Origin of the sequence: Candidatus Williamhamiltonella endosymbiont of Tuberolachnus salignus (assembly GCF_964019775.1) — a bacterium.
GTDB lineage: Bacteria > Pseudomonadota > Gammaproteobacteria > Enterobacterales > Enterobacteriaceae > Hamiltonella > Hamiltonella defendens.
Genome location: NZ_OZ026471.1, coordinates 1,119,288 through 1,143,345 on the forward strand (window position 1 = coordinate 1,119,288; position 24,058 = coordinate 1,143,345).

Here is a 24,058-nt window from a genome sequence, read left to right on the forward strand (position 1 = left end):
TCATGAATTATAGCACTCACTCTCTGATTTTTTAATTAAACCCCTGAATTTATTTAATGCCATCTTCTTGATCATGGGCAGTAGGTTTAGGCACGAGCTTCTTTGGTGAGGGCGCTGTTTTTGCACCACTGCCAAAGTTAGCAAACATTCCCTTAATGGACTCATTCATCCCTCCCAACATACTGGCGCCTTCACGGCCCCCTAACCATGAAATGACATAATCGGGCATGCTGACCTGCAAGCTGAATGCACTGGAGACGAGGGTGGTGCAAATTCGCGCATAAATCATCAAAACGCCCACAATACTGATTAAACCGGTGATGGAATCGGCTTGAACATTGGCGAGCGCTGAAGCAAACAGGGTATTTAGGAGGGTGCCTACTGCGACGACGACCAGACTGGCAAATAGAAAGCCAAAGACCATCAACATAGGGCGCAGCATGACATCAATTAAAAAAACATAGCCATAGGCGGAGCGGCTTCCTCTGTCTTCCTCACCTCCTAAATGGGTAGCAGCCCATAATGAGCCTGCCGTTGCGCCAATAAGTACGCCCACAATCCAGTTAGTGGCGGCGCTGATCCAGTAAATAAAAGGAATAAAGGGCAAGTAAACCGATAAACTAAATCCGATGCTCAACAGGACAAACACCAAAAAATAGACCACGGGTCCTATCGCTTGAAGCAATCTATCCGCCACATCTCCAGCTCCTGTAATGATATTAATCACATTGCCTGCTAAATTACCTTTACCCCAAGCGGTGAATAATTTAGCAGCAGTATAAGTACTTAATATTGATGTAGCACCGCCTAATGTATAATCCCCAATCGCTTTCATTTTTAACAATGGGTTGATTTGATCGTTTGAATCATTTTTTAAATTGAAATTTAAGTTTACAGCATCTCTTACAATATTTTGTCCCCAAGAGTTACTTATTCCAACCAAAACAGACGCCGTATCTGTCGCATCACTGACTTTCTGACTATCTTTACTACTCTGTGTCCCTAATGGTGCGGTATAAGTACTGTTCTGAATTTGAGCCCGGTAAGCGACCGTCAATTTTTCGTGATAAGAGCCTACTCCTATCTCACCTAATTTCGACATTCCTGTCACAGTAGGACGCATATTGACGACGGCGTTGGTTTTATTATTGGCGGTAGCAAAGGTTTGATACCAGCTTCCCAATGCCAGCCAACCGTACTGTCTGAGCTGATCGGCGACCACATCCTGTAACTGGGTTTCATGATTCATCGCGCGGACTTCCTGTTTGATGTAGTCCTCATATTCTCGGGCCGCTTTCTGGATTTGACTTTCCACATCCTCTATTTTCCCTGTGCCGGTGTCGAGTTTTTTCTTAAATTGCTGCACAAACTCATAAGCCGCTTTTGAAAGCTGATTTTGCATGCGATGAAGCGATTGAGTTTGTGCCAGGACTAACGGCGCGGTGTTCACGGGCACGCTAAAAAGCGGTGTCCAGTGCGTATTTTTTGGGGTCACAGGGAGGCGGGCCGAGCCACATTGCGCGCTGCCATTGCTGATGATAACGCCTTCTGGAAGGGTTTTGGTGCGCATATAAGGCGTCCCTTTTGCTGGGCCGCTTTCACTGTACATCCTGTGAAGTTCCTCATTGATGCCATACAGACACAGGTTCATTTCAAAGATGGCCCGAGAAGCGGTGAGCGTTTGTGGCGCAATGGGTTGCATCACCAGGGAATGCCCGCCTTGAAGTAAATTTGCCGCTTTATCGGTGAGGAGATTAGCCGAGCCGACCCCCATGATGGACGCGGCCCAAAGAACCATCAATTGTGAGAGTGACCAGCCTGAAGAAGTCGGCACCAGACTGAGAAAACCGAGCAAGACAGTCACAGGATAAAGAGGGCTTCTGCCGCTTCTGAAGACTTGACCTTGATGACCGGCTTGCACCATTTGACGCAAAGTGACGGTAATAAACCAAAAGAGGGCAATGGTGGCAATCAGGCTGTTAAAGACAAAAAAAAGTTCCCCAATCATCGTGGTGTGTGTCGGATGTAAGGGGTTATTCACGATATCCCCAAAAATCATCACTAACATTTGCCGGGATAAATCGCCACTGCGCTTTGCTGCGTCAGATAAGTGTTGAAAATTGACCTCTTCGGCAAAAATTTGCGGGGAACAAACTATCAGTGAAAAGACACTGACGAGACGGAGTCCCTTTTTCATTTTAATGATTCCAAATAAGCGGTGTAAGTGGATGTACTGAACTCATTAAATGAGTCAATGAGATGAAAAAAAGGCGTGATTTTGGGTATTCGTGAACCCCTTCAGCGCTTTATGTTCAGCGTGTTTTTAATCCAAGCCGTTTCTTCTAAAAAAGCCCGAAATTCTCCCCGTTCTTCCTGGGAGACGCGTTTTTCTCTTAGCTGCCAGAGTCGGTATTCGCAGATAAGGGCCCGCATCAATCCCAATGCTGAGACAGCCATACCAATCAGGGCAAAAAAGCTGGCCTTTATCCATATCATCATAGGTAGCGTGTGAGCATGGAATAACAGCGACCCCATCAGGAGCACTAACAGCCCCATCGGGAGGATAAAAACACAAACCCACCGATATTTTGAGGCGCGATACTGTTGTTGGAGTTGAGTCGGCGTGAAACCACTGTCCCGGACGGCGTCTTGCCAGGACAGTGACGATGTCACCTGTTTGTTTTCTGATTTTTGGGGATACAGCCCCTGTATTCGGTTCATCAGTGTCATCCAGGGTCGGATTGACACCTGTGCGATACGACGCGTTTCCGACAATGGCAATAAGATATTCAAAAAATAAGTGCTGGCTTTGAGCCCGCGTTTTAACCTGCTGTCGGGTTTATTCATTTCGACTCACTCCTGCGCTGATGTGTTGGCGTTTTTGGTGCAATAAAGGCCGAAATTCCTGTACTGCCTGAAGGCCCAGTTGCTGACCCTGGAGAATATTGCCCTCCTGAAGCTGTTGTTTGATGCCGAGTAACAGCCAGTTTTGAAGGTTCTGGATGCGTATCGATTCACGCAGGAGGTTATCGCCTTCCATCGATTGCAGGTCGGTCAGGTAGTCTGTATTGGCGTAACGCCGCCCGACTTCAAAAAACTCGAATTCTCTTTGAGAGAGGCTTTGAGTTCTTTTGGCCTCCGGTGAGGCCTGTTGCTCAAAATACGCGGCCGCCGAAGGGGTTTGCAGGGTTTCTCTTAACACCGCTCGGGTCTGTGGACTGGCCTGACTGGCGGCAATGAGGGCGCGTTGCGGATGGCTGGCCGCAGAAACGATGGTCTGGTATTGATGCAACAGTCCCTGATATTGCTGACCCGAAGCCGTGTTGAGTTCTCCTTTTTTGAGGGGGTCTCCGGCCGATCTCTGGGTGGTATTTTTTAGGTACATCATCGCCGCATCCGTCTGTGCCTGAGTCAAGGTCAGGGCAGGGGCGCTGCCCACTTTGCCCGCCCCAGAGAGCACGGAGCGTAATTCGATATCGCCATTGGGCAGCTCGGAGATTTTTTTACATAGAGGCGCACCGCCGGAAGCGGTATATTCTTCTGCACTGCAATAGTCGGCATGGATTTTGGCGGCGCGAAATTGTTCCTGCTCTACAGGCTCTGCTGAGGTATTGATCGCCGTTTGAATATGTCGATGAGCAATCCCGTTTCCTTTCGCCAGATGGCTTTGTGTGGCCGTCGCGTTTGCAGTGACCTGGTTTGCCATCCCTGAGGCCGATTCGCTGCAAATGCTCTTGGGGACGGTATAACTGCGACGGGCGGCTTCGAGCCGCTGCGTTTTTCGAATAAAGGTGTCCTGATCTCGTTGTGTTTTGGCCGTTTCTGCCAGCATGGAAGCCAATTTATTGCTGTTTTGATTGATGGCGGTGCCAATCTGAAATTCGGTGGCGGCGATTTGCGCTAACGTGGCATTGATGGCTGAGAGCGCAGGGACCACTTGGGTGCTGATGGGGAGACTGTGCGTCACTTCGACCGGCATGGTCAGATAAGAGTAAGGTGCCGGTCAGGAATATTTTTCTCATGGGATGGGCTCCTTTTGAGTAAAAATGGAAGACGAATAAATTTTTTACCATCGGGTGCCTCTGCTGGACATCAGCTCATCGGCCAGTTGTCGAATGAGGTTGGTGCTCTCTTGTTCTCCTGCCTGTTTTTGCCGGTGTTCGATGATTTTTTCTGCACTGCCCGTGGGAAAATGTTCCGCTAAAATATTTCGAGCCGTGCGGCCATCGAGTTGTTCGTACAACCTGTTTCTCAGGGCACTGTCTTTGGGGGTGGAATTGAGCGCCCAGAGTTCTCTGGGCCCCACAGTGTTTTTCAGAATGTGCACAATCCGACCTGTTTTGGTGCGAAAAACCGCCAAAAAGCAGGTGCCGCTGCCATCGGGGGCCGCGCCTTTACTCAGGCTCATAAACCGCCGTATTGTGGCCGCGGGCACCTGAAAATGCTCGGTGAGTATTTTGGCGTCTTCGGGCCTCACGCGCATCAGATACAGAGAGTTCGCCGATTTGAGTAAATCCGGCGGAAAATCGCTCAGATATTGGGAAGAGAGCAGGGTTCGGATCCCGAATTTTCGTTGTTCCCGGTCCTGGGTTTCCAGCGCGCTAAAAATGAAAGGGACTTTTCGGGCATTGTGCAATTCATCGTACACTTTGGTTTTCATTTCTTGATCGAGTTGCTCTAACCGAGCCAGATGAAAATCCCTGTAACGCGGATCGATTTTTGACAAAAGCTCTTCCCGATGTTGAGGCAAACTATACTCTCCGCCCGCCACCTGTCCTGCAAACAGATAGAGGATCCCCGTGCGTAATTGCCCTTCATTCGTGTTATCCCCCATCACGTTATTGAGATCGAGGGCGATCACACGCGTATTGGGATCGAGTGCAAACTTCGTTCGTCCTGCCATCATGCGATATTCTGTGCTGGCCTGGGTGAGGCACCGTGAAAGGGTTTTAAGCAACTTTTCCTGCGATCCGTCTCGATGAATATCGCCAAAGGCATGACGCACATCTTCATGATTGAGGGCACTGTGTAAGTCCGTCAGCTCTGGCACGGCTTGGTATTGCGCCAGGGTGGCCTCCTTGATGTGACCTGTTTCAAACAACCTGTCTCTGACCTCATACCAGGAAAAAGACTCCCATTCTTCAGGGGAGTCGATCTCTGACAGTGCGGTATCTACTTCAGGCACCAAAGTCGGGGCGTACCGGATCGGATTTTTTTCTGCGTTATGGCGATACACCTCATCGATGACGCGACTTAAAATTTGCTGCGTGTCTTTGGCATTAGGGGGATGACCTGTGGTGGGATCGGTACACAGGGCGGTACACAGCTGGATCAGCCAACTTCGCTCTGTGGTTAATGGGAATCGGGCCCCCAACTGGATATCAAAAGGATTGCGGCACTGCTGGGCGTCATTTTGTAAAACGATCCCGATCACTTCATTTCGGCGCTCCGGTGGCAGGGCATCCCCGATCAATCGGATGAGACCTTGCGCGCTGTAGCCTTTGTCGATGATGCTCAAAAAAGGCAACTGGCTCTGTCCATGGCTGATCACCACTTCTTGAGGACGTTCAGCAGGACAGATTTACCAGATCCGGGTTCTCCCGTCACCATTTCTGTACATTTTTCTTGAAGTGCACTTCCCAGCCGTACAGGAAAGGGTTTCCCATCGACGGTCTGAAAGACCACACTGGCTTCATTCGGCCAGGGTGTGGCAGGCCGGTTCAACGGCATCATCGCCAGTGCCGCCGACAAGGGAGGAAAGAGCAAATGCACCCCACCGGCAGAAGAAGCGGCTAAAATAGTGGACGTCCAGGCCCGTAGCGGATCGCCAAAAGTGCGGGTGACCTCGCAGACGCCCCAGGATTGGACCGCTTTTTGGAGCATGGTGAGGTTTCTTTTGACGCCCTGGGGATCATCCGCCCAGGTACTGGCTGTGATGGTCATCACACAGGTCGGATCCCGCTCATTATTTTTCGCCAGCCACTGGACAGAATCATAGAGTGGGCGCAACGAAGGGATCACCGAGAGAAACTCCAGGGCAGTGCGTTTTTTTCCTAACACGTCATGGCCGCAGGGCATCAAATCAAAACGTACCCGAAAGGGGACTTTGCGGTTAATTTTATGAAAAAGTTGGGTGAAGGTTTCGGGTTTTTGGGGGCCGAGCGTTAAGGCTAAGCTGCTGTGCCAAAGCCCGTCAATTTCAACCAAAGCTCCGTGGGTGTTCACTTCTTGTGAAAACAGCTGAAAATTTAAGTAAGGTGGCACCATGGTACTGTGATCGTCGCCTTTGGGTCGCCCATGGGGAAACAGGAGATCTCCGGGCAAGAGAGGTTGCCAGTCACGGGATGTGCCATGGCGATCCGTTTCTTCCCGGATATGGAATCCCACTTCATGGGCTTCCATCAATCTCAGTAAGACGCCTTGACCATCCGTCGAAAAATCCTGTTCTATTTTACTCAGGAGGGCATCATGCCGAATTTTAAGTCCTTCCAAACGCAAATGTTCGGGATCTTGTCCAAAACGTGCGACAGGGGCCCCATTGAGTCGTGTTTGAAGGCGCTGTTGCTCTTCTTTAAGCTCTGAGGCCGGCAATACTGTCCGCCCGGTATACACCACCATAAAAGCGCGTTCCCGTGCCATAAAAGGCACCGAGTGCTCTATTTTTTCTTGGAGAATATCGTCCAGATCGAGGCCACAACGTCGGATGGCGCGACATTGGGGGGCCATCAGCTGGGTTAATTCTTCTCTGGCTTTATGGGGATCGCGCTCAAAGACAAAGCTGAGTTTATGGCCCCAACTTTTAAAATCGCTGGCCAGCGCCGTATGTAATCGCGCAATATAATCACGAAAAGACTCTGGGTCTTCTTTTTGAGCCCGCTCGTTAAAGGTGTCTTTTTCATCGAACTCACAAAAAGCCCCCTGTATTTCAAAGACACTGGCGTAATCGCCTGTGTGGGTGACAAAAATGTAAGGGGCTTTCAAGGCAGGTCGAAGCATTTTGTCTTCCTGGGTTAAACCAATCACGGTACGCAGATCACAATAAGCAGTGAAATCTTTCCCTAAGGTGTAGCGAGAGACGGCGGCGAGCGCAGATTCAATCTGAGTCAGGATGTTTTCAATCATAAGGATGATATCCAGGGTTTTTTTGATGTAATGAAACCGAACTATGTTGAGCGGATGGCGTATTTTTTAATTGCCCCTTTTTTTTGCTTTGATATGATAGTACGAATAATTCTTACTTTTAATGAAGGGGTTCTTTATGGCCAACGCCGAGAAAATCAGTATTGCTTTGCCATCAGAAATGGTTCATATCATCCGTATCGCAGTGGCTACGGGTGAATATGCATCGAGTAGCGAAGTGGTTCGTGATGCGTTACGTGACTGGATATATAAAAATAGTCTGCGTCAGAAAAAAATGAGCGAGCTGCGTCAACTTTGGAAAGAAGCGATCAGTGATAAAACCCCTGCTAGCTCGATGGACGATGTATTGAATCGTCTCGAAAATAAATATCAGGTGATGGCTGACAAAGCGGATGCAAAAAAGTGAATCGATTGGAAATTTCCAGCTATATTGAAGGTGATCTGGAGAATATCGCTGATTATATCGGCCAAAATAATCCCCGCCGCGCAGTGACCTTCATTCGGGAGCTCCGCAAAAAATTTTATGACATTCAATCTAACCCGTTGATTTATCAACTGCGTCCAGATATTGGAGAGGGAGCCCGCATGGCTTATGTCGGGCGGTATGCCATACTTTTCCGTGTTATGGGTAATATTGTTCGGATTGAACGCGTCGCTTATTGTGGTCGAAATTTAGTCGATATTTTATCTTGTGAATAAAGCCCCCACTTTGAACAGCGACCATTAATCATGGCTCAGAAAACCTTGATAGATCTCAGCCCATTGTCTTGTGTCGGATTCAATCCCCTGTTCAGCAAAGAACCCCTTCCCTATGAATTTTTTGGGGGGCAGTATCAGAGCCAGATGTCGCCATCGATGTTGATACTGTCTGCGTTGTTCCTCACTCGCTTGCTGGAGCGCTTGCGCAAAGGCTTTGGGCTGCGAAGTGCCCCAATAGGCTTCCACCTCTTTTTTATGCTCTGCCAGCCAATTCATTACCGCTTTGCCCGCCTCACGATAAACGGGGTCTGGGGATTGCAGTGCAAAAAAAGCGGCTCTCTGCAAGTGATTGACGTCTTCGGGCTTCATTTCGGGTAGATAGGCCACAAAGCCTTCGTCCATTTTAAGAGAATCCAGGTTTTGCCACGCTTCGCATAAGGGATCGACCACCGTAAGAGGGTCTTTATCGTGGTTGAGAGGATGGCTCTCCCCCTCCTGCCGCCGGTTATTTTTTGAGAGGTAGCCACAAAAAAAGCACGGAGCCTCGCTGTTTTTATCCGTGCTTTTTTTTTGTGATGAGGGGCCGTCCTTTGGGCTGAGTATAGAAAAAACCAGCATGAGTGATCCTCCATTTATTTTTTCAAAAATCAGCTCAGGTTGACGGGTCTGAGTCCGGCCTGCTTTTGTCCTCGACTGATGAATTGATCGAGGGCAATTAAAATACAGCCAATGCCAATGAATATGGCAATACTGGATCCTTTGATATGGGGGTCATTTTTTTTGCGTAACCACAAAAAAATCCCGGCAATGACGCATCCGACTCCGGCGACTTGCGCGGCCATCATCAACCCAGGTTTGACGCTGGCGATCCCTTGAGTGATATGGTTGACCATCCCTGCAATATCTTCATCGGCAGAGGCGGTCTGGGTCACACACAGGCCGATCAGGGCTATCAAGCCCTGAACTATTTTTTGGCTGAGACGATGAGTCGAAATACACAGATGGACGTAAAAAAACAAAATTTTGTCGTGAAATGAACGCATTGAAAATTCCTTAAAAAAGTGACATGAAAAAATGAGATCTGACTTGATTACCAGACGATATTGAGGGTATTTTTGAGTGCGGTGAGTAAATAGGGATTACAGATCAGCAGCGTGCCTATCAGCATTTTGACCACGCCATGAGACACATCTTCTCCTGCGCTCAGGCCGGTATGACCGTCGATTAACGACCTTTTCATGCGCCGGATGCCCTGGTAGAAAAAAATAACGCCTAACAGGCGCAACAAAGTGAGAACGGCATTGATGGCTTCTGCCGCGGGGCCATACCGAGAGGGGGAGACATAAGCAATGGCATCAAAGGTGACATCGCCAAATCCCAGTTGATGCGCAGAGGCATTCATGATTTGTTTTAATGAGATCAGTCCCCCACACATCATCAAAAACAGCACCCCCTTTCCCAGGGAAAAGCGGGCGCCCTGTCGATGCGTTTTAGGGCGGACAAAGCGCACACAATAAATGATCGCGCTGAGGATCCCCATCATCACAGAGAGGGCCATGACGAAGTTGATCCCCGATTCCGTGAGCCTGTTGGCCAAATGACCCAACATTTGGATAAGGTCGGTATTCATAGGGTTTCCTTTTTATTTGATCACCCCCGCAGAGGTGTCTATTTGACGTTTTGCTGTGTCAATTTTATAAATTTTTATTTTTCCCAATGTGTCGCCTTCGCGCACCGCATAAGTGCTGCCTTTGTATGCGATCCACGCCATGCCCTGTGACAGGCTATGAAGGTGATAGCCGGCTGTCCCTGAGGAAGGTCGGGGTCTTTTTTGATTGAGTTGAGGGGCTTTTTTTTGAGCGAAGACCTCTTTTTGAGTGCGGTGACTTTCGAAACGGATGGCCATGTCCCCGAGTTGTTGCTTGAGCTGCTTGATCTCTTGATTTTTGGCATCGAGGCGAGCGGATAAAGCCTCCATCGCTTCCCTGTTTTCCTCAGCAAAAAGACGGCGGGCTTCGAGAATGAGGGCCATTTCTTGTTGAAAGCGGGTGAATGCCTCGGACAGAGCCGCGTTGTTTTGCGTATTGACATTCCATGAGGGGATCGCTTTTTCCTCTGAATCTTTTTTTAAAAAGGCAGCGGGTTCTTCTACGTCCTGTGAAGAGGCAAACCGCGCGAGGGCTGGCTGTTCTGAGGGAGGAGGCCAAAAAAGATAGGCTCCTCCAAGAACCATAAAAAAAGCGAATATGACGAATTCCTTTGCCCCTAAACCCAAAAAAATCTTCTTGTTCGAAGGGAATTCAGGGGGGGGTGTGGGCTCTGTAGAGAGGTTGGAGGCCTCATGATGATCTGAGCCTCCTTGATCAAAATCAAACCGATCTTTTGTTTCGTTCATGGTGTTTTTTCCTTTGATGGAAAGGTCATTTCGCTCTTTCTGATTTGAGACGAAGATTATCTTTTTCATAAACGCCGCCCATAAACTGGATGGCGATGATGTGTCCCCGGTGAAGAGTGACCTGTTGGATGGGTAATCGCGCGGCATCATGGGTCATGACCTGAGCGGCCTGTTGGCCTATCCCCCCGACGATCGTGCCTGCAATGGCCCTGCCATCAGGATTCGAGGGGCGAGTTTGTATCACCGTGCCTTGAGGCGTGATCGTATTTTGAGTGTTGGCTTGCTCAAACAGTTGCCCTGCGCGACCCATTCCCATCGCCACCGCAGGTAAAATAATGCGAGAAAAATAACGATGATTGACTGTACTGGCGACAGAGGATTGCAAGGTTTTTTCATCGAGGGCGTAGGCCTCCACGGCATACGTTTGTCCGCGCCAACTCATGCGCTCAAAGTGAATGGTGAGTCCGTCACCGACCAGTTGAACGCGTTTTGCCTGTAATTGCGCCCCGGCATAAGCGCCTGTGGGCACTTTTGCCAGTACCTGCGAATCAGGATTATCCGAATCGACGGCGGTTTCAATCACCGCAGGGACCCGGGTATAGGGGGGTACAATGGCTTTCTCAGTGATGTCATTGCCTGTCAAAGGCAGAGGGGCCGTCGATGGTTGGGCTACACTGTCTGTCCATGTGCCTTCAGAGACCGCTTCTCCTCCTTCAATGAGAGGGGCCCCTTGAAAGGCCACGGGTTGCCATTGCGCATTTAACTCCTGGAGCAAGGTGTCGATGGCTTTTCTTCGGTGTTCATTGGCGCCGGTTTCCGTGAATGCGCTTCCTTTTTCCTGCTCCGTGACAGGAGGGGGCGCATACCGATTTTCGTCTGGAAGAGAGGCCGGGGACGGTTTTTGATTTTCTTCTGTCCCTTCCCTGATGCGAGCCACAAAGCTTTGGCCTTCCTCTCGGGCTTTTTCTGATTCAGTCCTGTTGTATTTTTCTAACAGTGCCCGGTATTCGGCGCTTTCTGTGGTTGGTCGGCCTGTCTGTGCGGCGACACTGTCAATCTGGACGATCGATTTCGTTTCAATGGGGGTGTCTGTCCATTGGAGGACCAAATAAATCAATACAGCTAAAACAACAATGCAGATCATCAATAATATCAATGATTTCCCCGCCTCCCTCGCGAGCTCTTGTTCAATTTTCATGAGTTACTCCAGCTCAATGATCAACGGCTCTGTCTTCCCCATCACAGAAAAATGCACGGTGGGCGTGAGGGGTAATTTCCACAAATGCGTGCCATCGAGGGAGGAGAGCGTTTGTTCAAATTCGTCTCTGATGTCACTTTGGGTGCGAATATAAAGATGCTCCCCCCATTGCCAAACGGTGGTTGAGGGCACCTGACCCCGGGTACGAAGTGGTTTGGCGTCAAGTGGGGGTACGCCATCCAGAAAAGCTTGAAGCAGATGGTTGTACAAGGCGATTTGACTGTCAGGGGGCGCGCTGGGTTTGGCATTGGGGCCTCTTTGGGGGATCCGCAAATCCAGACGGCTGTCCATGATCTGGGTTTGAGCTCGGCTCTGTGGAGATCCGCTGGTGAGATGGATCACCACGGGGACGGGCAAGCCCTCCAGGTAGACGGTGATATTGCCGGTGTCATAACGGCGCAATGCCTGAACGGCGATGAGCGCGCTGCGAGGGATATAACTGACCTGAAAGCCTTTATGATTGGAGTTCAGGGGCGGGGCACCGAGTGTCCATGGCGCACCAGTACTGTCAGAAAAAGTGAGACTGCTGGTTTGATTGGCCGCCGTGCGTAAAATCGGGATGCTGGCCCCCGGCGATAAATTGACCGTTAATGTGCTGATACGAGGGACGATGGTCCTGGGCTGATAGGCCCGTCCACGACGAACTTCATCGGCCCCCCGACTGAGCGCCTCAATTTCAGGTCCTGATAAAGGAAGCGCTTGCTCCTGGGCATAGCTCAGTGCGTCGGAGGGCAGAGGCAAGGGTTTGTTCTTTTTCGAATTTTGATTATTTTTTCGCTCAGAGCTTGAGGGCTCTTCTGTGGTTGATGATGCGGAATGGGCGGGCGTCCACTGGCGCGGTTTGTCGGACGCCCTGGCGTCTGTGAATACCACACTGAGGACTAAAAAAAGAAGCCGTAATGTCATGATAAATTCGCCTGTTGATGGGTCAATAGATATTTTTTTCATTTCGCATCAAAGGTGACTAATTGAGTCACTTCCAGTCCATTGGGTTTTTCTCTCACATCGGCGCGTTGCAGAAAGAGAGAAAAAATAAAGCGTTGCTCGGGTAGAGACCGCGTCTGTCCTGAGAGTTTTAAGGTCACGGGATACTGGATTTCCCACGCATAGACGCCATTGGACAAAGGCCCTTTTTGGCGAACGACGCCGGGCGCTAACATGACGGCCAGATTCATTTTTTTATCTCGGACGGCGGCTAAGACGTTCGATTGTGTCAACGCCTGGTAATAACTTTTAAATCCTTCTTCTGAAAAATAAGAAGCCACTCTGCTCATTTGCTCTTTAAAATGGACAAAATCCATCGTAAACGCTTCTCGGATGGCCTGAGCGCCAAAATCTGACACTTGAGATACCGTCAACACCGGTTGATGTGTTGGGATGAGAGGGATCACTCGTCCTTCCTGTGTCGCAAAGTATTTGACGGGGGGATGCGCCACTGTCCAGCCTAAATAGCCATTGAGCAGAAGCGACACGATGAGACACAGGCTGGTTGTCAGGCAGAGTGTTAATGTGGTTCTGGCAAATTGAGCCCCCAGTTGATTTTGATGATGGAGCTCAAGAGCCGCTCGGTACATTGAATCATTGTCCGACAGAGCCTCGGATTTATTTTTCATGTCAGTGAATCCCAAAATAATGAGTTAATTGAGCGTAAAAGGAGATCCCTTTTTTGGATCAGGGAGGATCGTTTGTGAAGCGGAAAGCGTTTTTGTTGGGATTGAATAGTCCGCCACTGTCCATTCTTCCCAAGGATTGATGTGGCTCGGGATAACACGGGAGATTTTTTCTCGACCCGCCGCACAGACCTTGTCTTTAATGCCATTTAAGATGCTCGACAGGTCAGGAAAGGTCGGGACGGTGAGGGAGGTACTGAGGCTGCCTAAACATTGCTGTAACGCGGTGGTGGCGTACTGTTCCCGTTTTTCCCAGGCATTGGCCGCTTTTTTTGCCTGCTCATACCCCATTTGACTGCCGATTTGAGCCGCTTGATGTGCGCGACAGGGCTCGGCTTGAGTGAAGAGGCTGATCAACCATAGGCCTGCGCACCCTAAAAGGTTTTTGAGTGTTTTCATCGCCATCTCCTTTATGGTGCGGGACTGGGGGGATCCTGTTGATCGGGTTTCGGTGTTTCCTTGACTCTTAAGAGATTGTTTTCTTCAGGTGACTTTGTCATAGGGGGATATGGTGCTTTAAATCCCCATTTTTTATTAAACTCGACTGTCTTCTTTTCTGGCTTCTCCATCTGAGCGATGACGGGGTCTTTTTCACCTTCGAGACGAAAAACAAAGCGGTTCGTCTTCGAGAGGCCATCCCCCTGATTGAGGGCATGTCCGTATCCCATCGGGCGGACTCCCCCCTCATCCACGACATTGAGCCTCAGATAGGGCGCGCCGCTGGCTTTTTGACAGAGCATGCCGATATGCTCCCTGATGCCAAACCATCCCCTGCACAGAGTTTCCCTGTCCCTGCACTAAATGCAGTCTCATTTTTCCCTCAGGGGAATGCGCTGTCATCACCCTGTTCCCTGAATCTGGGTGAGTTGTCGGCAGTACCCCCCTGGTCTGGATGGCCTGTCTTTGTCGTGCCCTTGCCATCGGGTTGCACCCATAACCCATCGGACTGATGGGAGGGCAAAGGCACTGTCATGGCGGTTTGTGTGAGAACGGCCTGTTGTATTTTATTAAAGGTGGCCCTGTCGTAGGCCATCAGCGCCGAAGGGGGAAAGGCGTCTTTTTCGTCTGCCACCAAAAGACGAGTATCGATGGCGGAGGCGATCTCCCATTGAGTGCGATGCCCTTCTTTTTTTTCCCAACGAACGAGGTTTCCCTGCGCATCTTTGATGGGGATGTTCAGGGTCAGAGGCTTCTTCCCCAGGCAACGAAGGGTGATCAACTCGCCTGTCTTCATACCACTGTCATTTAATGCCCCTTCTAGTTCCTTTCCCCATATCACCTTTTCCCCTTCCTTTGTGCGCATTCTCACAAAATAACTCATGCCTTTTTCTGCCTTAAATTGATAGGGCGCGGCTCTGTGTTCGAGTAATTTTCCTGTCAATGGCCCCTCCATCGTGGGCTCTGGCGGTGCAGTTTGGGATGTTTTTTGGGGTGTGACCGTTTCCCTGTTTGCCACAAGGGCATCGGTTTGGGGTTTTTCTGTCGATTTGGCTTCTTTGTCTTGATGTAAACGCTGCATGGCCCTCTCGAGTTGATGTTGCTGCTGAGGATTTTTCAAAACGACCTCAAGCCGATGCTCTGCAATCACATCGATGGCCTTTTGTTTAAAGGCGTCACTGCCCGTGAATTCGATTTTTCCATGATAATGTTGCTTTGCTACCCACAGCGCGGCGAACACCATCGTATTATTTTGGCTGGCTTGCGGAGACGCCATCGTTATTTGCTGCCCGTGATCGACAAAAGCGCGTTCTCCCTGATGAAAATACACCACCGTGCCGTTTTCATAGCGATGGGTGATATTTTGCATGAGTGTATCTATGTTAAGCGGGGTGACCTGAGGGGTTTTTTCTCCCTTTTCAGCGCTGAGTGACGCTATTTTGATGCTGTTCTCTCCATCAGACGGCCCTTTTTTTTGAATGGGGGTCTGTGATGTTGGCATCACTACTGATTCATTGTTCTCAACAGGAGGGTCGAGATTGACCTGCGGCGCACTCTTCTTAACGCCCGACTCTAAATAAGGCGCTATCTGTGATGTGACCGCTTTGATGCCTTGAGATTGCTGCACATCGTTAAAATCGGTCAAATTCTGCTTTATTTCTGCTTCGGTAAAGACCGGTACAATGACGGTGCCCTGGGTCAGCTCTGCGGCTTCCTGCGCTTTTTGTACTCCTTTATTGGTGGCATTTTTTCGATCGTCATCGGCTAAAAAAAAGTGATCATTATCAGGGTAGCGCTGCGCTAAAGAGTCCGCCACCTTTGGCATATTCCCCGCATCGACGGTCATCACGACGGGCAACCCCGTCGCCTGTGCAATGCTGGCCGCAGTGGCATAGCCTTCGGCGTAGAGTAAAGGCTGTCCCGCTTTAACGGTCCCTCCCACAACAAAGAAGCCGCCTGTTTTTTGAGCCCCCTTTTTCAGCGATTTAAAGCCGGTTTTGTCAATCCGTTGAATGGTTCTGATGTCCCCTTCGGCATTACGCAAGGGAATGACCAACCTGCCCTGTCTGTCCTGTTTGATGCCTTGGGTGAGCGGTATCCCTTTTCGCCGCAAGTAAGGATGTGAGGCCTCGGCTTGGGGCAATAAGGCAAAAAGTTGACGAACCCGCCAGGCATGGTGCTGATGTTTGCGTGCCTGCTCCGCCTCTCGGGTCTGTTTTTTTTGTGCAGCCAGTGCCCGAAGGTGATGTTGAGCGGGTTTATGCACTGATGATGACGATAAAGAAGATTTCCATTTGATGGGATCACTATGGAGTCGGTGATTTTGATACCAACCCGCAGGAGTCCCATCCAGATAACCGGTATAGGCCCCTGTTTTTTGACCTGATTTGTCCTCGCTGGTTTTCACCCGATGAAGCTGCCCGTCCATTTCTGGAGGGCCGTCGAGTTCAAATCCTGCCTCTGTTAATACCTGCGCAAATTCGTCTCTGGGATCGCGTTTTGTGGGCGCTTGAGACATCGGATCGGGCAGCCATCTCTGTAATGCAGAGAGATTGGCCCCCGGTTTGGCAAACCAGAGTTTTAAATCTTTATCGAACCCCAAGGCATTTTCACCCTGGGGTAACTTTTTGGCCGCCTCTTTGGCGAGCGAGAGCTCGTCATAAGGAATGACCAGCCACGTCTTTTCCGTTGCCATCATAGGCCTGTCTCCCGTTATTCAACAAATTTTCGAATCCACCAAGGACGCCCCAGGACGGGATTACCTCGCATCAGATGCAGCCCTCTTTGGGTTAACACAGTGAGCGTGACGCCAAAAAGGGAGAGCCCTTTAAAAAATAAAATCAGGGCGGTACAAATGGCGAGCGTCAGAAAGGTAGGCCAACGAAACCAGGCAAAATAAATCGGTAACAGCAGCGCTGGAATACCCAAAATCGTGAGAGGCCGTGAAGCGTCTCTCCAAGGGGAGATTTCCATAGAAGTTCCTTAAAAAATGAATTTAAATAGAGACAATAATATCTATTCTTGATATATATCAATCAAGAATGTATACTTTTGAAAAAAAGAGAAAAGGAGAGAGCCATGTCAGTCACTGCCAAGATATTTACTACCGGCCGTAGTCAAGCGGTTCGGCTCCCCATGGAATTTCGATTCCAGGGCTCGGAGGTGTTCATTCGTCGTGATCCAGAAACGGGCGATGTGGTTCTGTCGCCCAAGCCAGCCTCTTGGCAAGATTTTTTTGTGCTGGCTGATAGCACTGACATCCCTGATGATTTCATGCGGGATCGTGATCATTTGCCCGAAGAAAAAAGGAATTTGTTTTGAAGCACTTTATGCTGGATACCAATATGGCAAGCTATGTCATTAAAGGTCATCCTCCACAGGTGCGCCGTAAATTGGCTGAAGTGCCGATGGAAAGCATCGCCGTCTCTACTATTACTCAGGCTGAGCTGCTTTACGGTTTGGCACGAAAGGGGCACCCAGTTGCCCTTTCCCGCCTGATACGAGAGTTCCTGCTCCGTGTGAAGGTGTTGCCTTGGGATGAAAAGGCCGCGATCGTCTATGGAGACCTAAGAGCTTCTTGCGCTTCTTCCGGCATCACTCTGAGTGCATTAGATATGTTGATCTTGTCACATTCAGTCTCATCCAAGAGCATTCTCGTCACACACGACAAGGCTTTTTCACTTTTGACTTATCCTGATGTCTTTGTTGAAGATTGGAGTAAGCGCGCTGAATCATAAGAGCGTATTTTTCTTTCTCTCTTCCCTTTCGCTGTGACTCATGACGGTGAGGAGCTCTTCGTCATCAATACGGTCTTCCTGATATAATGGCCATGCTTTATCAGCCAAACGGGCTTTTTGCGTTTTTAAACGTCGGTTAATCCATGCGCTCCATTGGGTGTAATTCAACTCAGAGAGCGCTTGTCGCACGGCTTCATCAAAAATGAGATATTCACGAATGGCCTGGCGTTGGCCGTCTGTGGTGCGTAATAACTGCTGCACGACAATCACCTGTAATATCCCCAGCAAATCGTGCGCGACGGCTTCCCGCCTGTCTGTGGGAAACATCAAGACCGCTCGGGGAATGGTTTCAGCGGGGGAATGGGTGTGCAAGGTAGACAAACACAGATGCCCTGACTGACCGCAGGCAATGGCCCCCATCAAGGTCTCCCCATCTCGAATTTCTCCCACCCCAATGACATCAGGCGCCTGGCGTAGCGCCAGTCTCAGTCCTTCCGAAAAGCTGCTCACGTCACGCCCAATTTGGGATTGGGTCGGAGGCAAACGATTTTCTGGCGTGCCGAGAATATATTCAATGGGATCTTCGAAGGTGACGATTTTTCTATCGGGATACACACGCCCACAATATTGATAAATGGCCGCCAGTAACGTCGATTTCCCCGAGCCGGTTTCGCCACACACCCAGATTAATCCCTTATGGGGCAACAGATTTTTGAATAACTCAGGCTCGATGGCCAAACTCTCGAGTGTCGGGATTTGGGAAGGAATGAGCCTTAAGGTGACGGCCAGGGTTAATTCCTGACGTCCCGCGGTGGCTTGAATGAAATTGGCCCGAAACCTCAGGCGTTCTCCTCGTGGTAATCCGTAGCGTCCATTCGCATCGCCCTCGAGCTGGAGTGCCCGATCAACCCCCTGCCCTGATTTCACCATCGCCTTGATTTCTGGCGTAAATATCTCATCGACTAACTGGGTTAATCTGGCCTCTTCCAGGCGAAAGGCACTGGCTTTGATCAATCGCCCGTAACGGCCGACAATCATGGGCGCGCCGCCCTGGAGATGAATGTCGGTGACATGGTGACTCGCACACCAGGCGAAAAATCGCCGCAGGGTGTCTGCCGTTAATCCCGCGCTGAAATCAAAGGGCGGCAGGCTATTTTCCGTCATTGGATTTTTTCTCCGTCGTGATGATGGGCTGCCAATCGAGGTGATCGATGTTGAATTGAGCGCGTTGTTTTAAGCGCTTTATTTTATCGCCTAAAATCAGTTGATCTGGGGTAACCACGACCGTTTGTTGCTGCTCTGTGACCCTCGGGGGTGTCACCATGCCTTGTTGCAACAGGGTGGAATATTGCAGCATGCCTGTATAATCCCGGGTTAAACGATGAAAATTGGCTTCTAAAATCCGGTCTGCGCTTTCCCGTCCTTCTGACCAGCCTTTTTCTATCGCTTTTCGCCAAACGGTGCGTTGTTCGCCATTTTTCGGTCGTACCGCGTTGTCAGGTAGCGCCGTGGTGGTGGTGCTTAACCCTGCCATCAGATACGGACGCCAGCTGGGCGGATGGCTCACAAATCGTTCTGGAGACAGGATATGGTAGATGCGGCTGGCAGAGCGGATGTGATCGTCTGTGATATGAGCGATGTCTTGAGCCGAGACGATGACCGGGGGCAACCACCCTTGGGGGCTGATTAAGGTTCGAAAATCATAGAGGGTATTGAGGATGTTTTCTTTGTCTCTCAAAGCCCCTTGCAGTTCCCATGCCCGCTGCGCTTTTCCGCCTCGAAATCCTAAGGTGTGCCCTGCTTCTGTCAGCATTTGATACACCGTCTCACTCATGCCTTTGTGTGGGTGTGAGGGATTAAGGTAAGCGGTGATATCCGGCGGGGGTTTTTTTTCTGGCTCTTGAGCCCAGGCCGACCCAGTGAGGATGAGTAGCCACAGCATCAGCCCTGATTTTTTCATCTGTGTCCTGCCTTCTCTGGAAGAGAAAAAAACAGATGCAGACTATGGGGGTGTCTTTTGAGTGTCGCCCGCCAGCGGATTTGGGTTTCAATCTGGCGAAGGAGCGCGTCAAATCTCATCTCCTGCACGCTGACATTGACCGGAAGAGGGCGCCGGTGGCCACTGCAGGCAAAGGTGAGCCCTCTTTGACGCGCTAATTGAGCCAATAACGCCAGCGCATCTCCCTGCCAGTCCAGGTTCACCCTGTTGTCTTCACTCAGAATGGGCTGAGCAAACTGCGATCGTTTTTGATGTAAAGCCCCCGATTGATGGAGCGTTACCTGCTTCATTGAAATAGAACGCGCGGCCTTCTCTAAGGCCAGGACTGCATCAGGCGCTTTATCGATTTTGGGCGTTTGACAGCCAGACAATATCAAACCTGTTAAAAACGCGATGGTTTTTTTCATGGGGATGTCCGTTAAAAAAGGGTTTGGGTGGATGCATGCCGTCACTTGAGCCACAAAATCACTGCCTTTATGGACGCTGACTCCGCAATTGCTGATACCGCCGATACACCTGTCTGGCATATTTTATCCGGCGGTGTTGGTTATTTTTGGCAAAACCCGCGTTGTAGGAGCCTAAGCACGACCAGTGATGCCCGCACATGTTGAGATGTCTGGCCAAAATCCAGGCGCCTGTCTGAACATTCAGACAGGCGTTGCTCAGCAAGTCTTCTTTTGACCTGATGACGCCCAGTGTCTTTAAGGCTGGAATGTGAAGGGAGTTGATTTGCATCAATCCAAAATCGGTACTCAAGACCTTTCCCGCTTTATTTTTATTGTGATTGATCGCTCTGGGATTGAGACCACTTTCCTGTATTGCCATCGCCTCCAGCAACACAGAATCTAACTGGTAACGTAGCCCCGCGGCTTGAAAGCATAACGCGGCAGCAGGGCCAGAGAGGGTGAGCAGCAAAAAGAACAACGCTGTTTTTTTCATGACGATGACTTGAAAGAGAGCCTGCTTTCGCCTTTCAAAAAATCAGATAACACCATTCATCAAGAAAGAAAAAAGCAGAAAGGGAATAAAGGGGAAATGAGGTTGTCGAAAAACTGACCCGTATAACAACGCCAGTAAAATAGACCCACCGGCGACCATGACCGCCGTCGTTTTATCTAACCATAAGCCGATGGACAGGGCGATATAGATATCTCCTGAGGCAAACACCCAGACTTTTTTTTTGAGCCAGCTGAATCCATTGATGACGATAAAAGGAAAAACAAACAGGCCCGTGGCCATGAACGCCTCTTCCGGTGAAGGGCCTATTGTGCCGGAAGCGACACCATAGACGCTGACGCCACTGAACAAAAAAATCAAACAATCCGGTACCCAACGCCGGACGATATCGATGTAACTCAAGACGGATAACAAAAAAAGCCCCCCCGACAAATACCCCTGTTCAGGCTTAAACCAATAAAAGACCGGGGCAATATTCAATAGGGCGACGGCGGCCAGCGGATACATCGGCGGGGTCGTTTCCCGGGATGGTTTGAGGTCGTCGCACTGTGAAATGACGTTTTTTTCCACTCTGACAATGATGTTAGGGAGGGAAACGGCCATCACCAAGGCGCTGAGCGAGGACAATAACAATAACAGCATCATCGTCATCTCATGTAGACAAGGTGGTTTTCAGGGATAAACGGCGGCTTTGGCATTTGGCCGGACAGCGTGATGAGATGATGCTCATCGGTGACCCCCATCAGGGAGGAATGGTCCGTGGCACTCATTAAACCGGCATACAGGCCGGCTTGATTCGGCATATCAACATAACCGATGCCATTTTCAATATGCATTCTTATCTCCGGTTTTTGGCCTAACCAAGGGGGAAGTAAGCCATCAGCATTGACCGTACCGGTATACGCAGGATACTTTTTTTTAAAGGTCGACAACCTGTCTGCATACAGTAGAAAGGTCGTGGTGAACAGACTGTCCGTCACCTGTGATGTGACCTCGGCGTCTTTTTCCTTCAGGGTATTGAATAAATGCGTACCCAGAAAAATGAAAAAAACCACTAACACGCTATTGAGATTCAGCATGATGTCCTTACAGGGTGATTTCAATGAAACAAGAGTGTAGAGGGGGACGTTAATTCGACAGATCGATTCTGATATCACTGCTCAGGTGGTAATGGGCTGAGCTCAGTGCCACGCGGAGGTGATCGCCCTGGGCTATTTTTAAGCGATATTGTTTTTGTACGACGCCCACGGTGTCGTAGCCCCAGTAGTGGCCACCCCCTCCGGTTTTTCTGACATTTAATCCGTTCGTGATCTGTTCCCTCACTCTGCCATTGAGCGACAGGGTAAAGTTCGCCATGGCGGTGTGTGAGCCGTCGACCGCAAAAAATCTCGATGAAATGGAGACCAGGACAAAATGAAAATCGCCTGTGGACTTTACCGATAATGCATTCACTCCGGCGCGTGACAGGTGGCCTCCCCCTGCTCCCTTCCATACCCCTGATTGACAGGACAGTATGGCCCCGCTCGCATCACGGCTCAGTAAACCATTCTCGTTACATTTGGCTCCCGCCACCGAGATGTTATCGAGTTTCACATAGCCGCCTAGCACGGTGCCTGAGGTATAAATCGATTTCCCGTTAATGGCCTTAATCCAGGTTTTATCGGTCATATGCCATCCGCCTTCTCCCTCAGAGGAATACCACCCTTTGGATCCCTGGGTGATCAACCAGCCGTCTGTGGTCATGTCGCCGCCAGAACGAAGGGCGCCTTCAATGTGCGCTGAGCCTGTGGCATGCAATTCTTTGGTTTTGACTTTATTCGCATTGAGTTGATTGACCGCGTTAATGTCGTTTCCCTCCATATTAAGCGCCGTTTTCATCGTATTTAACTCAGCCTGACCCGGCACCGCATGGCGATACAAATAATCATTTTTGCCTGAGCCCTGAGAAAAAAATCCGGCGATGACCACATGACCCTCTCCGGGGTGATAGCCCCCAAACGCCGAGATGGGTTCAGTCCAGCCCCCCATCACCCCTTTGGCTAACCCGCCCTCAATGTAACCGCCGCTGCCTCCGATTCTCATCGCCATTTTCCGGGCGGCACTCAAACTCAGGGGAGCCCCGCCTGTCAAAAAAATCATATGATGAAATTTTAACGGGGCCGGTTGAACAATGCGGGTGTGATAACGCTGTGAAAAAAGATTGGTCTCTGAAAAGCCGGACGGTAAATACCCCGCCTGTATCAGCTCTGGCACACCCAGAATATACAGAGACGTGGCCGTGGCACGGTTTCCAATCCTCAACGCGTTATCCATCATGTATTTGTGCGTGGCTTTTTCTACTCGCAGCGCATGGCTGGCCGCCGTGCTGTATTGCTGGTCTTTATGAAAGGCCGTCACCAGCGGGATCACGATCAAAGCAAAGCAAAATAATCCCACGCCCAAGCCTATGGAGGCATCGGAGATCTGCCAGATGCCCTTCTTTAACTGTTTCATTATTTCGTCCCCATTTTTATAAAAATGTGATAGTGTTATCTGTAACACCAATGACATAAAAGGAGAACTGTATGCACCTCAATGAACGGCAGACCATCACGCTTCGACTTGAAAAAAACCTCAAAGAAAGAGTCAAATATTTGGCTGATGATAAGCGGAGTTCTTCTCATGCACTCATGCTCGACGCCATTCATCAATATGTCGAACGAGAAGAAAAACAAAGCGCTTACCGTAAAAATGCATTAGCGGCCTGGCAGGAATACCAGGAAACAGGCGAACATATTACCGCAGAGGAAGCACTGAACTGGCTTGATACTTGGGGGACGCCCAACGAGAAAAGTGCGCCCACATGCCACAAGTAATTATTCAGAAACGAGCTCAAGAGGATTTAGTTCGTTTACAAGCCTTTCTTAAAAGAAAAAATCCATTAGCGGCAAGAAAAGCGGCGAAGGCCATTTCAAATAGCATTAAGTTATTAATCGATATGCCATCAATAGGACGTCCGGTTGAGGGATTGAATATTGAATTTCGAGAACTCATCATCGATTTTGGCAGCAGCGGGTATGTTTTATTGTATCGTGATGACACGGAACTTGATCGTGTGGTCATTTTATCCATCAAACACCAAAAAGAATCAGGCTATCAGTAAGGTTGTCTTAATCTCTGGTGAGCAATGCTCGTCGAATGCTCAATGAGTAAACGCAAGATATACATCAAAAAAATCCGTCTCTTTGAGCCGTGATTGAAAAGACATGAAGGGCCTTACATATTCGTAGTAAAAGTCATCGTATTGTTTCTTCCAGCAACACAGGCGGACGAGGCCTGTGCCGGTGATATCTCGCCCGTCATCGCAGGCGCACTGTTGATTCGGACCGTAGCGATATCTCCATTGCTTAAGGTCGTGGCGAGTTTCATGCAATCTTTTTCATTCATGCCGGCTGTTGAGACAATAAAACCGATTCCGCTGCCGGTGACGGTGATGGCCCCGCCGCTGGCATTAAAAAGCGTGTCTCCCACAATCGAAATGCCTTTAGGGATGGCCCCTGAGCGAATAAGAGCGGGCACCAAATTGACCGTGCCATAACCCGTAGAGCTGCGCAGCGATTGGGTTTCGTTGAGCAGGGTGTTGATGCTACTGACGGCTGAAGTCGAATAGACTTTGACATACAACCCCATCCCTGCCGCAGCGACCATCGCCAGCCCCACAAAGGCCATCCCCCAACCGATACTGGCATCACTGATATTAAAAATACCTTTTTTTAACGAGTTCAT

30 protein-coding genes are annotated in these 24,058 nt (G+C 49.8%); 6 read left to right on the top strand and 24 right to left on the bottom strand.

The window, feature by feature from the left end:
• Positions 1-49: 49 nt before the first annotated feature.
• The 5 genes from AACL23_RS05360 to AACL23_RS05380 form a co-directional block, all read right to left on the bottom strand.
• Complete coding sequence (locus AACL23_RS05360) at positions 50-2,197, bottom strand: DotA/TraY family protein (RefSeq protein WP_339050549.1); 2,148 nt, start codon at positions 2,195-2,197, stop codon at positions 50-52.
• A 101-nt stretch (positions 2,198-2,298) separates the two neighbouring features.
• Positions 2,299-2,847 carry a conjugal transfer protein TraX gene (gene traX / locus AACL23_RS05365; protein WP_339050551.1) on the bottom strand — a complete coding sequence of 183 codons (549 nt, stop codon included), beginning with the start codon at positions 2,845-2,847 and terminating at the stop codon, positions 2,299-2,301.
• Positions 2,840-3,967 carry a conjugal transfer protein TraW gene (gene traW / locus AACL23_RS05370; protein ID WP_339050553.1) on the bottom strand — a complete coding sequence of 376 codons (1,128 nt, stop codon included), beginning with the start codon at positions 3,965-3,967 and terminating at the stop codon, positions 2,840-2,842. The genes traX and traW overlap by 8 nt, the downstream gene beginning before the upstream one ends.
• A 99-nt stretch (positions 3,968-4,066) precedes the next feature.
• Positions 4,067-5,554 (bottom strand): hypothetical protein, encoded by a 1,488-nt coding sequence (locus tag AACL23_RS05375; protein WP_339050555.1) that lies wholly within the window; start codon positions 5,552-5,554, stop codon positions 4,067-4,069.
• Positions 5,548-7,122 carry a hypothetical protein gene (locus AACL23_RS05380; RefSeq protein WP_339050557.1) on the bottom strand — a complete coding sequence of 525 codons (1,575 nt, stop codon included), beginning with the start codon at positions 7,120-7,122 and terminating at the stop codon, positions 5,548-5,550. The genes AACL23_RS05375 and AACL23_RS05380 overlap by 7 nt, the downstream gene beginning before the upstream one ends.
• 136 nt (positions 7,123-7,258) lie before the next feature.
• Here AACL23_RS05380 and AACL23_RS05385 point away from each other — a divergent pair, with 136 nt between their 5' ends.
• On the top strand, positions 7,259-7,546 hold the full coding sequence (locus AACL23_RS05385) for a ribbon-helix-helix domain-containing protein (protein WP_100096800.1): 288 nt from the start codon (positions 7,259-7,261) through the stop codon (positions 7,544-7,546).
• Positions 7,543-7,839 (top strand): type II toxin-antitoxin system RelE/ParE family toxin, encoded by a 297-nt coding sequence (locus tag AACL23_RS05390; RefSeq protein WP_100096801.1) that lies wholly within the window; start codon positions 7,543-7,545, stop codon positions 7,837-7,839. The genes AACL23_RS05385 and AACL23_RS05390 overlap by 4 nt, the downstream gene beginning before the upstream one ends.
• A gap of 24 nt (positions 7,840-7,863) precedes the next feature.
• On the opposite strand, the gene AACL23_RS05395 is transcribed toward AACL23_RS05390, so the two are convergent.
• From AACL23_RS05395 to icmT, 11 genes are all read right to left on the bottom strand, one after another.
• A complete protein-coding gene (locus tag AACL23_RS05395) occupies positions 7,864-8,457 on the bottom strand; it encodes a TraT conjugal transfer protein (RefSeq protein ID WP_339050560.1) in 594 nt (197 codons plus the stop codon).
• Between the two features lie 29 nt (positions 8,458-8,486).
• A complete protein-coding gene (locus AACL23_RS05400) occupies positions 8,487-8,882 on the bottom strand; it encodes a DUF6750 family protein (RefSeq protein WP_339050562.1) in 396 nt (131 codons plus the stop codon).
• A gap of 47 nt (positions 8,883-8,929) precedes the next feature.
• On the bottom strand, positions 8,930-9,469 hold the full coding sequence (gene traQ, locus AACL23_RS05405; protein WP_339050564.1) for a conjugal transfer protein TraQ: 540 nt from the start codon (positions 9,467-9,469) through the stop codon (positions 8,930-8,932).
• Between the two features lie 12 nt (positions 9,470-9,481).
• Entirely contained in the window at positions 9,482-10,234 is a 753-nt protein-coding gene (gene traP / locus AACL23_RS05410) for a conjugal transfer protein TraP (RefSeq protein ID WP_339050566.1), read from the bottom strand.
• A gap of 25 nt (positions 10,235-10,259) precedes the next feature.
• The gene (traO, locus tag AACL23_RS05415; protein WP_339050568.1) at positions 10,260-11,432 is read right to left on the bottom strand and encodes a conjugal transfer protein TraO; all 1,173 of its coding nucleotides are present in this window, start codon (positions 11,430-11,432) and stop codon (positions 10,260-10,262) included.
• A gap of 3 nt (positions 11,433-11,435) precedes the next feature.
• Positions 11,436-12,398: a DotH/IcmK family type IV secretion protein gene (locus AACL23_RS05420; protein WP_339050570.1), complete on the bottom strand. Its 963-nt coding sequence runs from the start codon at positions 12,396-12,398 to the stop codon at positions 11,436-11,438.
• Positions 12,399-12,436: 38 nt separating this feature from the next.
• On the bottom strand, positions 12,437-13,105 hold the full coding sequence (locus tag AACL23_RS05425) for a DotI/IcmL/TraM family protein (RefSeq protein WP_100096806.1): 669 nt from the start codon (positions 13,103-13,105) through the stop codon (positions 12,437-12,439).
• 24 nt (positions 13,106-13,129) lie between these two features.
• Positions 13,130-13,561: a conjugal transfer protein TraL gene (locus AACL23_RS05430; protein WP_339050573.1), complete on the bottom strand. Its 432-nt coding sequence runs from the start codon at positions 13,559-13,561 to the stop codon at positions 13,130-13,132.
• Positions 13,562-13,572: 11 nt separating this feature from the next.
• Positions 13,573-13,902, bottom strand: coding sequence for a hypothetical protein (locus tag AACL23_RS05435; RefSeq protein WP_339050575.1), 330 nt, complete (start codon positions 13,900-13,902; stop codon positions 13,573-13,575).
• An 80-nt stretch (positions 13,903-13,982) separates the two neighbouring features.
• Positions 13,983-16,298: an LPD7 domain-containing protein gene (locus AACL23_RS05440; RefSeq protein ID WP_339050577.1), complete on the bottom strand. Its 2,316-nt coding sequence runs from the start codon at positions 16,296-16,298 to the stop codon at positions 13,983-13,985.
• 14 nt (positions 16,299-16,312) lie between these two features.
• A complete protein-coding gene (gene icmT, locus AACL23_RS05445; protein ID WP_100096809.1) occupies positions 16,313-16,573 on the bottom strand; it encodes an IcmT/TraK family protein in 261 nt (86 codons plus the stop codon).
• A 105-nt stretch (positions 16,574-16,678) separates the two neighbouring features.
• Between icmT and AACL23_RS05450 the strand changes: the two genes are divergently transcribed.
• Both AACL23_RS05450 and AACL23_RS05455 read left to right on the top strand, forming a co-directional pair.
• Positions 16,679-16,921 carry an antitoxin gene (locus AACL23_RS05450; protein WP_015873471.1) on the top strand — a complete coding sequence of 81 codons (243 nt, stop codon included), beginning with the start codon at positions 16,679-16,681 and terminating at the stop codon, positions 16,919-16,921.
• On the top strand, positions 16,918-17,337 hold the full coding sequence (locus tag AACL23_RS05455; protein WP_234817398.1) for a type II toxin-antitoxin system VapC family toxin: 420 nt from the start codon (positions 16,918-16,920) through the stop codon (positions 17,335-17,337). The genes AACL23_RS05450 and AACL23_RS05455 overlap by 4 nt, the downstream gene beginning before the upstream one ends.
• Here AACL23_RS05455 and traJ read toward each other — a convergent pair.
• The 7 genes from traJ to pilV form a co-directional block, all read right to left on the bottom strand.
• Complete coding sequence (gene traJ / locus AACL23_RS05460) at positions 17,332-18,501, bottom strand: plasmid transfer ATPase TraJ (protein WP_100096810.1); 1,170 nt, start codon at positions 18,499-18,501, stop codon at positions 17,332-17,334. The genes AACL23_RS05455 and traJ overlap by 6 nt on opposite strands.
• On the bottom strand, positions 18,488-19,297 hold the full coding sequence (locus tag AACL23_RS05465) for a type IV secretion system DotC family protein (protein ID WP_100096811.1): 810 nt from the start codon (positions 19,295-19,297) through the stop codon (positions 18,488-18,490). The genes traJ and AACL23_RS05465 overlap by 14 nt, the downstream gene beginning before the upstream one ends.
• On the bottom strand, positions 19,294-19,743 hold the full coding sequence (locus tag AACL23_RS05470; RefSeq protein WP_100097144.1) for a DotD/TraH family lipoprotein: 450 nt from the start codon (positions 19,741-19,743) through the stop codon (positions 19,294-19,296). Before AACL23_RS05470 ends, AACL23_RS05465 begins: the two co-directional genes overlap by 4 nt.
• A 67-nt stretch (positions 19,744-19,810) precedes the next feature.
• Positions 19,811-20,275, bottom strand: coding sequence for a lytic transglycosylase domain-containing protein (locus AACL23_RS05475; protein WP_339050584.1), 465 nt, complete (start codon positions 20,273-20,275; stop codon positions 19,811-19,813).
• Between the two features lie 42 nt (positions 20,276-20,317).
• On the bottom strand, positions 20,318-20,938 hold the full coding sequence (locus AACL23_RS05480) for a prepilin peptidase (protein WP_339050586.1): 621 nt from the start codon (positions 20,936-20,938) through the stop codon (positions 20,318-20,320).
• 2 nt (positions 20,939-20,940) lie between these two features.
• The gene (gene pilM, locus AACL23_RS05485; protein ID WP_100096814.1) at positions 20,941-21,372 is read right to left on the bottom strand and encodes a type IV pilus biogenesis protein PilM; all 432 of its coding nucleotides are present in this window, start codon (positions 21,370-21,372) and stop codon (positions 20,941-20,943) included.
• Positions 21,373-21,421: 49 nt separating this feature from the next.
• Entirely contained in the window at positions 21,422-22,786 is a 1,365-nt protein-coding gene (gene pilV, locus AACL23_RS05490; protein ID WP_339050589.1) for a shufflon system plasmid conjugative transfer pilus tip adhesin PilV, read from the bottom strand.
• Between the two features lie 71 nt (positions 22,787-22,857).
• On the opposite strand from pilV, the gene AACL23_RS05495 reads away from it, so the two are divergent.
• Both AACL23_RS05495 and AACL23_RS05500 read left to right on the top strand, forming a co-directional pair.
• Positions 22,858-23,148 carry a CopG family ribbon-helix-helix protein gene (locus tag AACL23_RS05495; protein ID WP_015873465.1) on the top strand — a complete coding sequence of 97 codons (291 nt, stop codon included), beginning with the start codon at positions 22,858-22,860 and terminating at the stop codon, positions 23,146-23,148.
• The gene (locus tag AACL23_RS05500) at positions 23,136-23,435 is read left to right on the top strand and encodes a type II toxin-antitoxin system RelE/ParE family toxin (RefSeq protein ID WP_015873464.1); all 300 of its coding nucleotides are present in this window, start codon (positions 23,136-23,138) and stop codon (positions 23,433-23,435) included. The genes AACL23_RS05495 and AACL23_RS05500 overlap by 13 nt, the downstream gene beginning before the upstream one ends.
• Positions 23,436-23,548: 113 nt before the next feature.
• Here AACL23_RS05500 and AACL23_RS05505 read toward each other — a convergent pair whose 3' ends face one another.
• Entirely contained in the window at positions 23,549-24,058 is a 510-nt protein-coding gene (locus AACL23_RS05505; RefSeq protein ID WP_339050591.1) for a type 4 pilus major pilin, read from the bottom strand.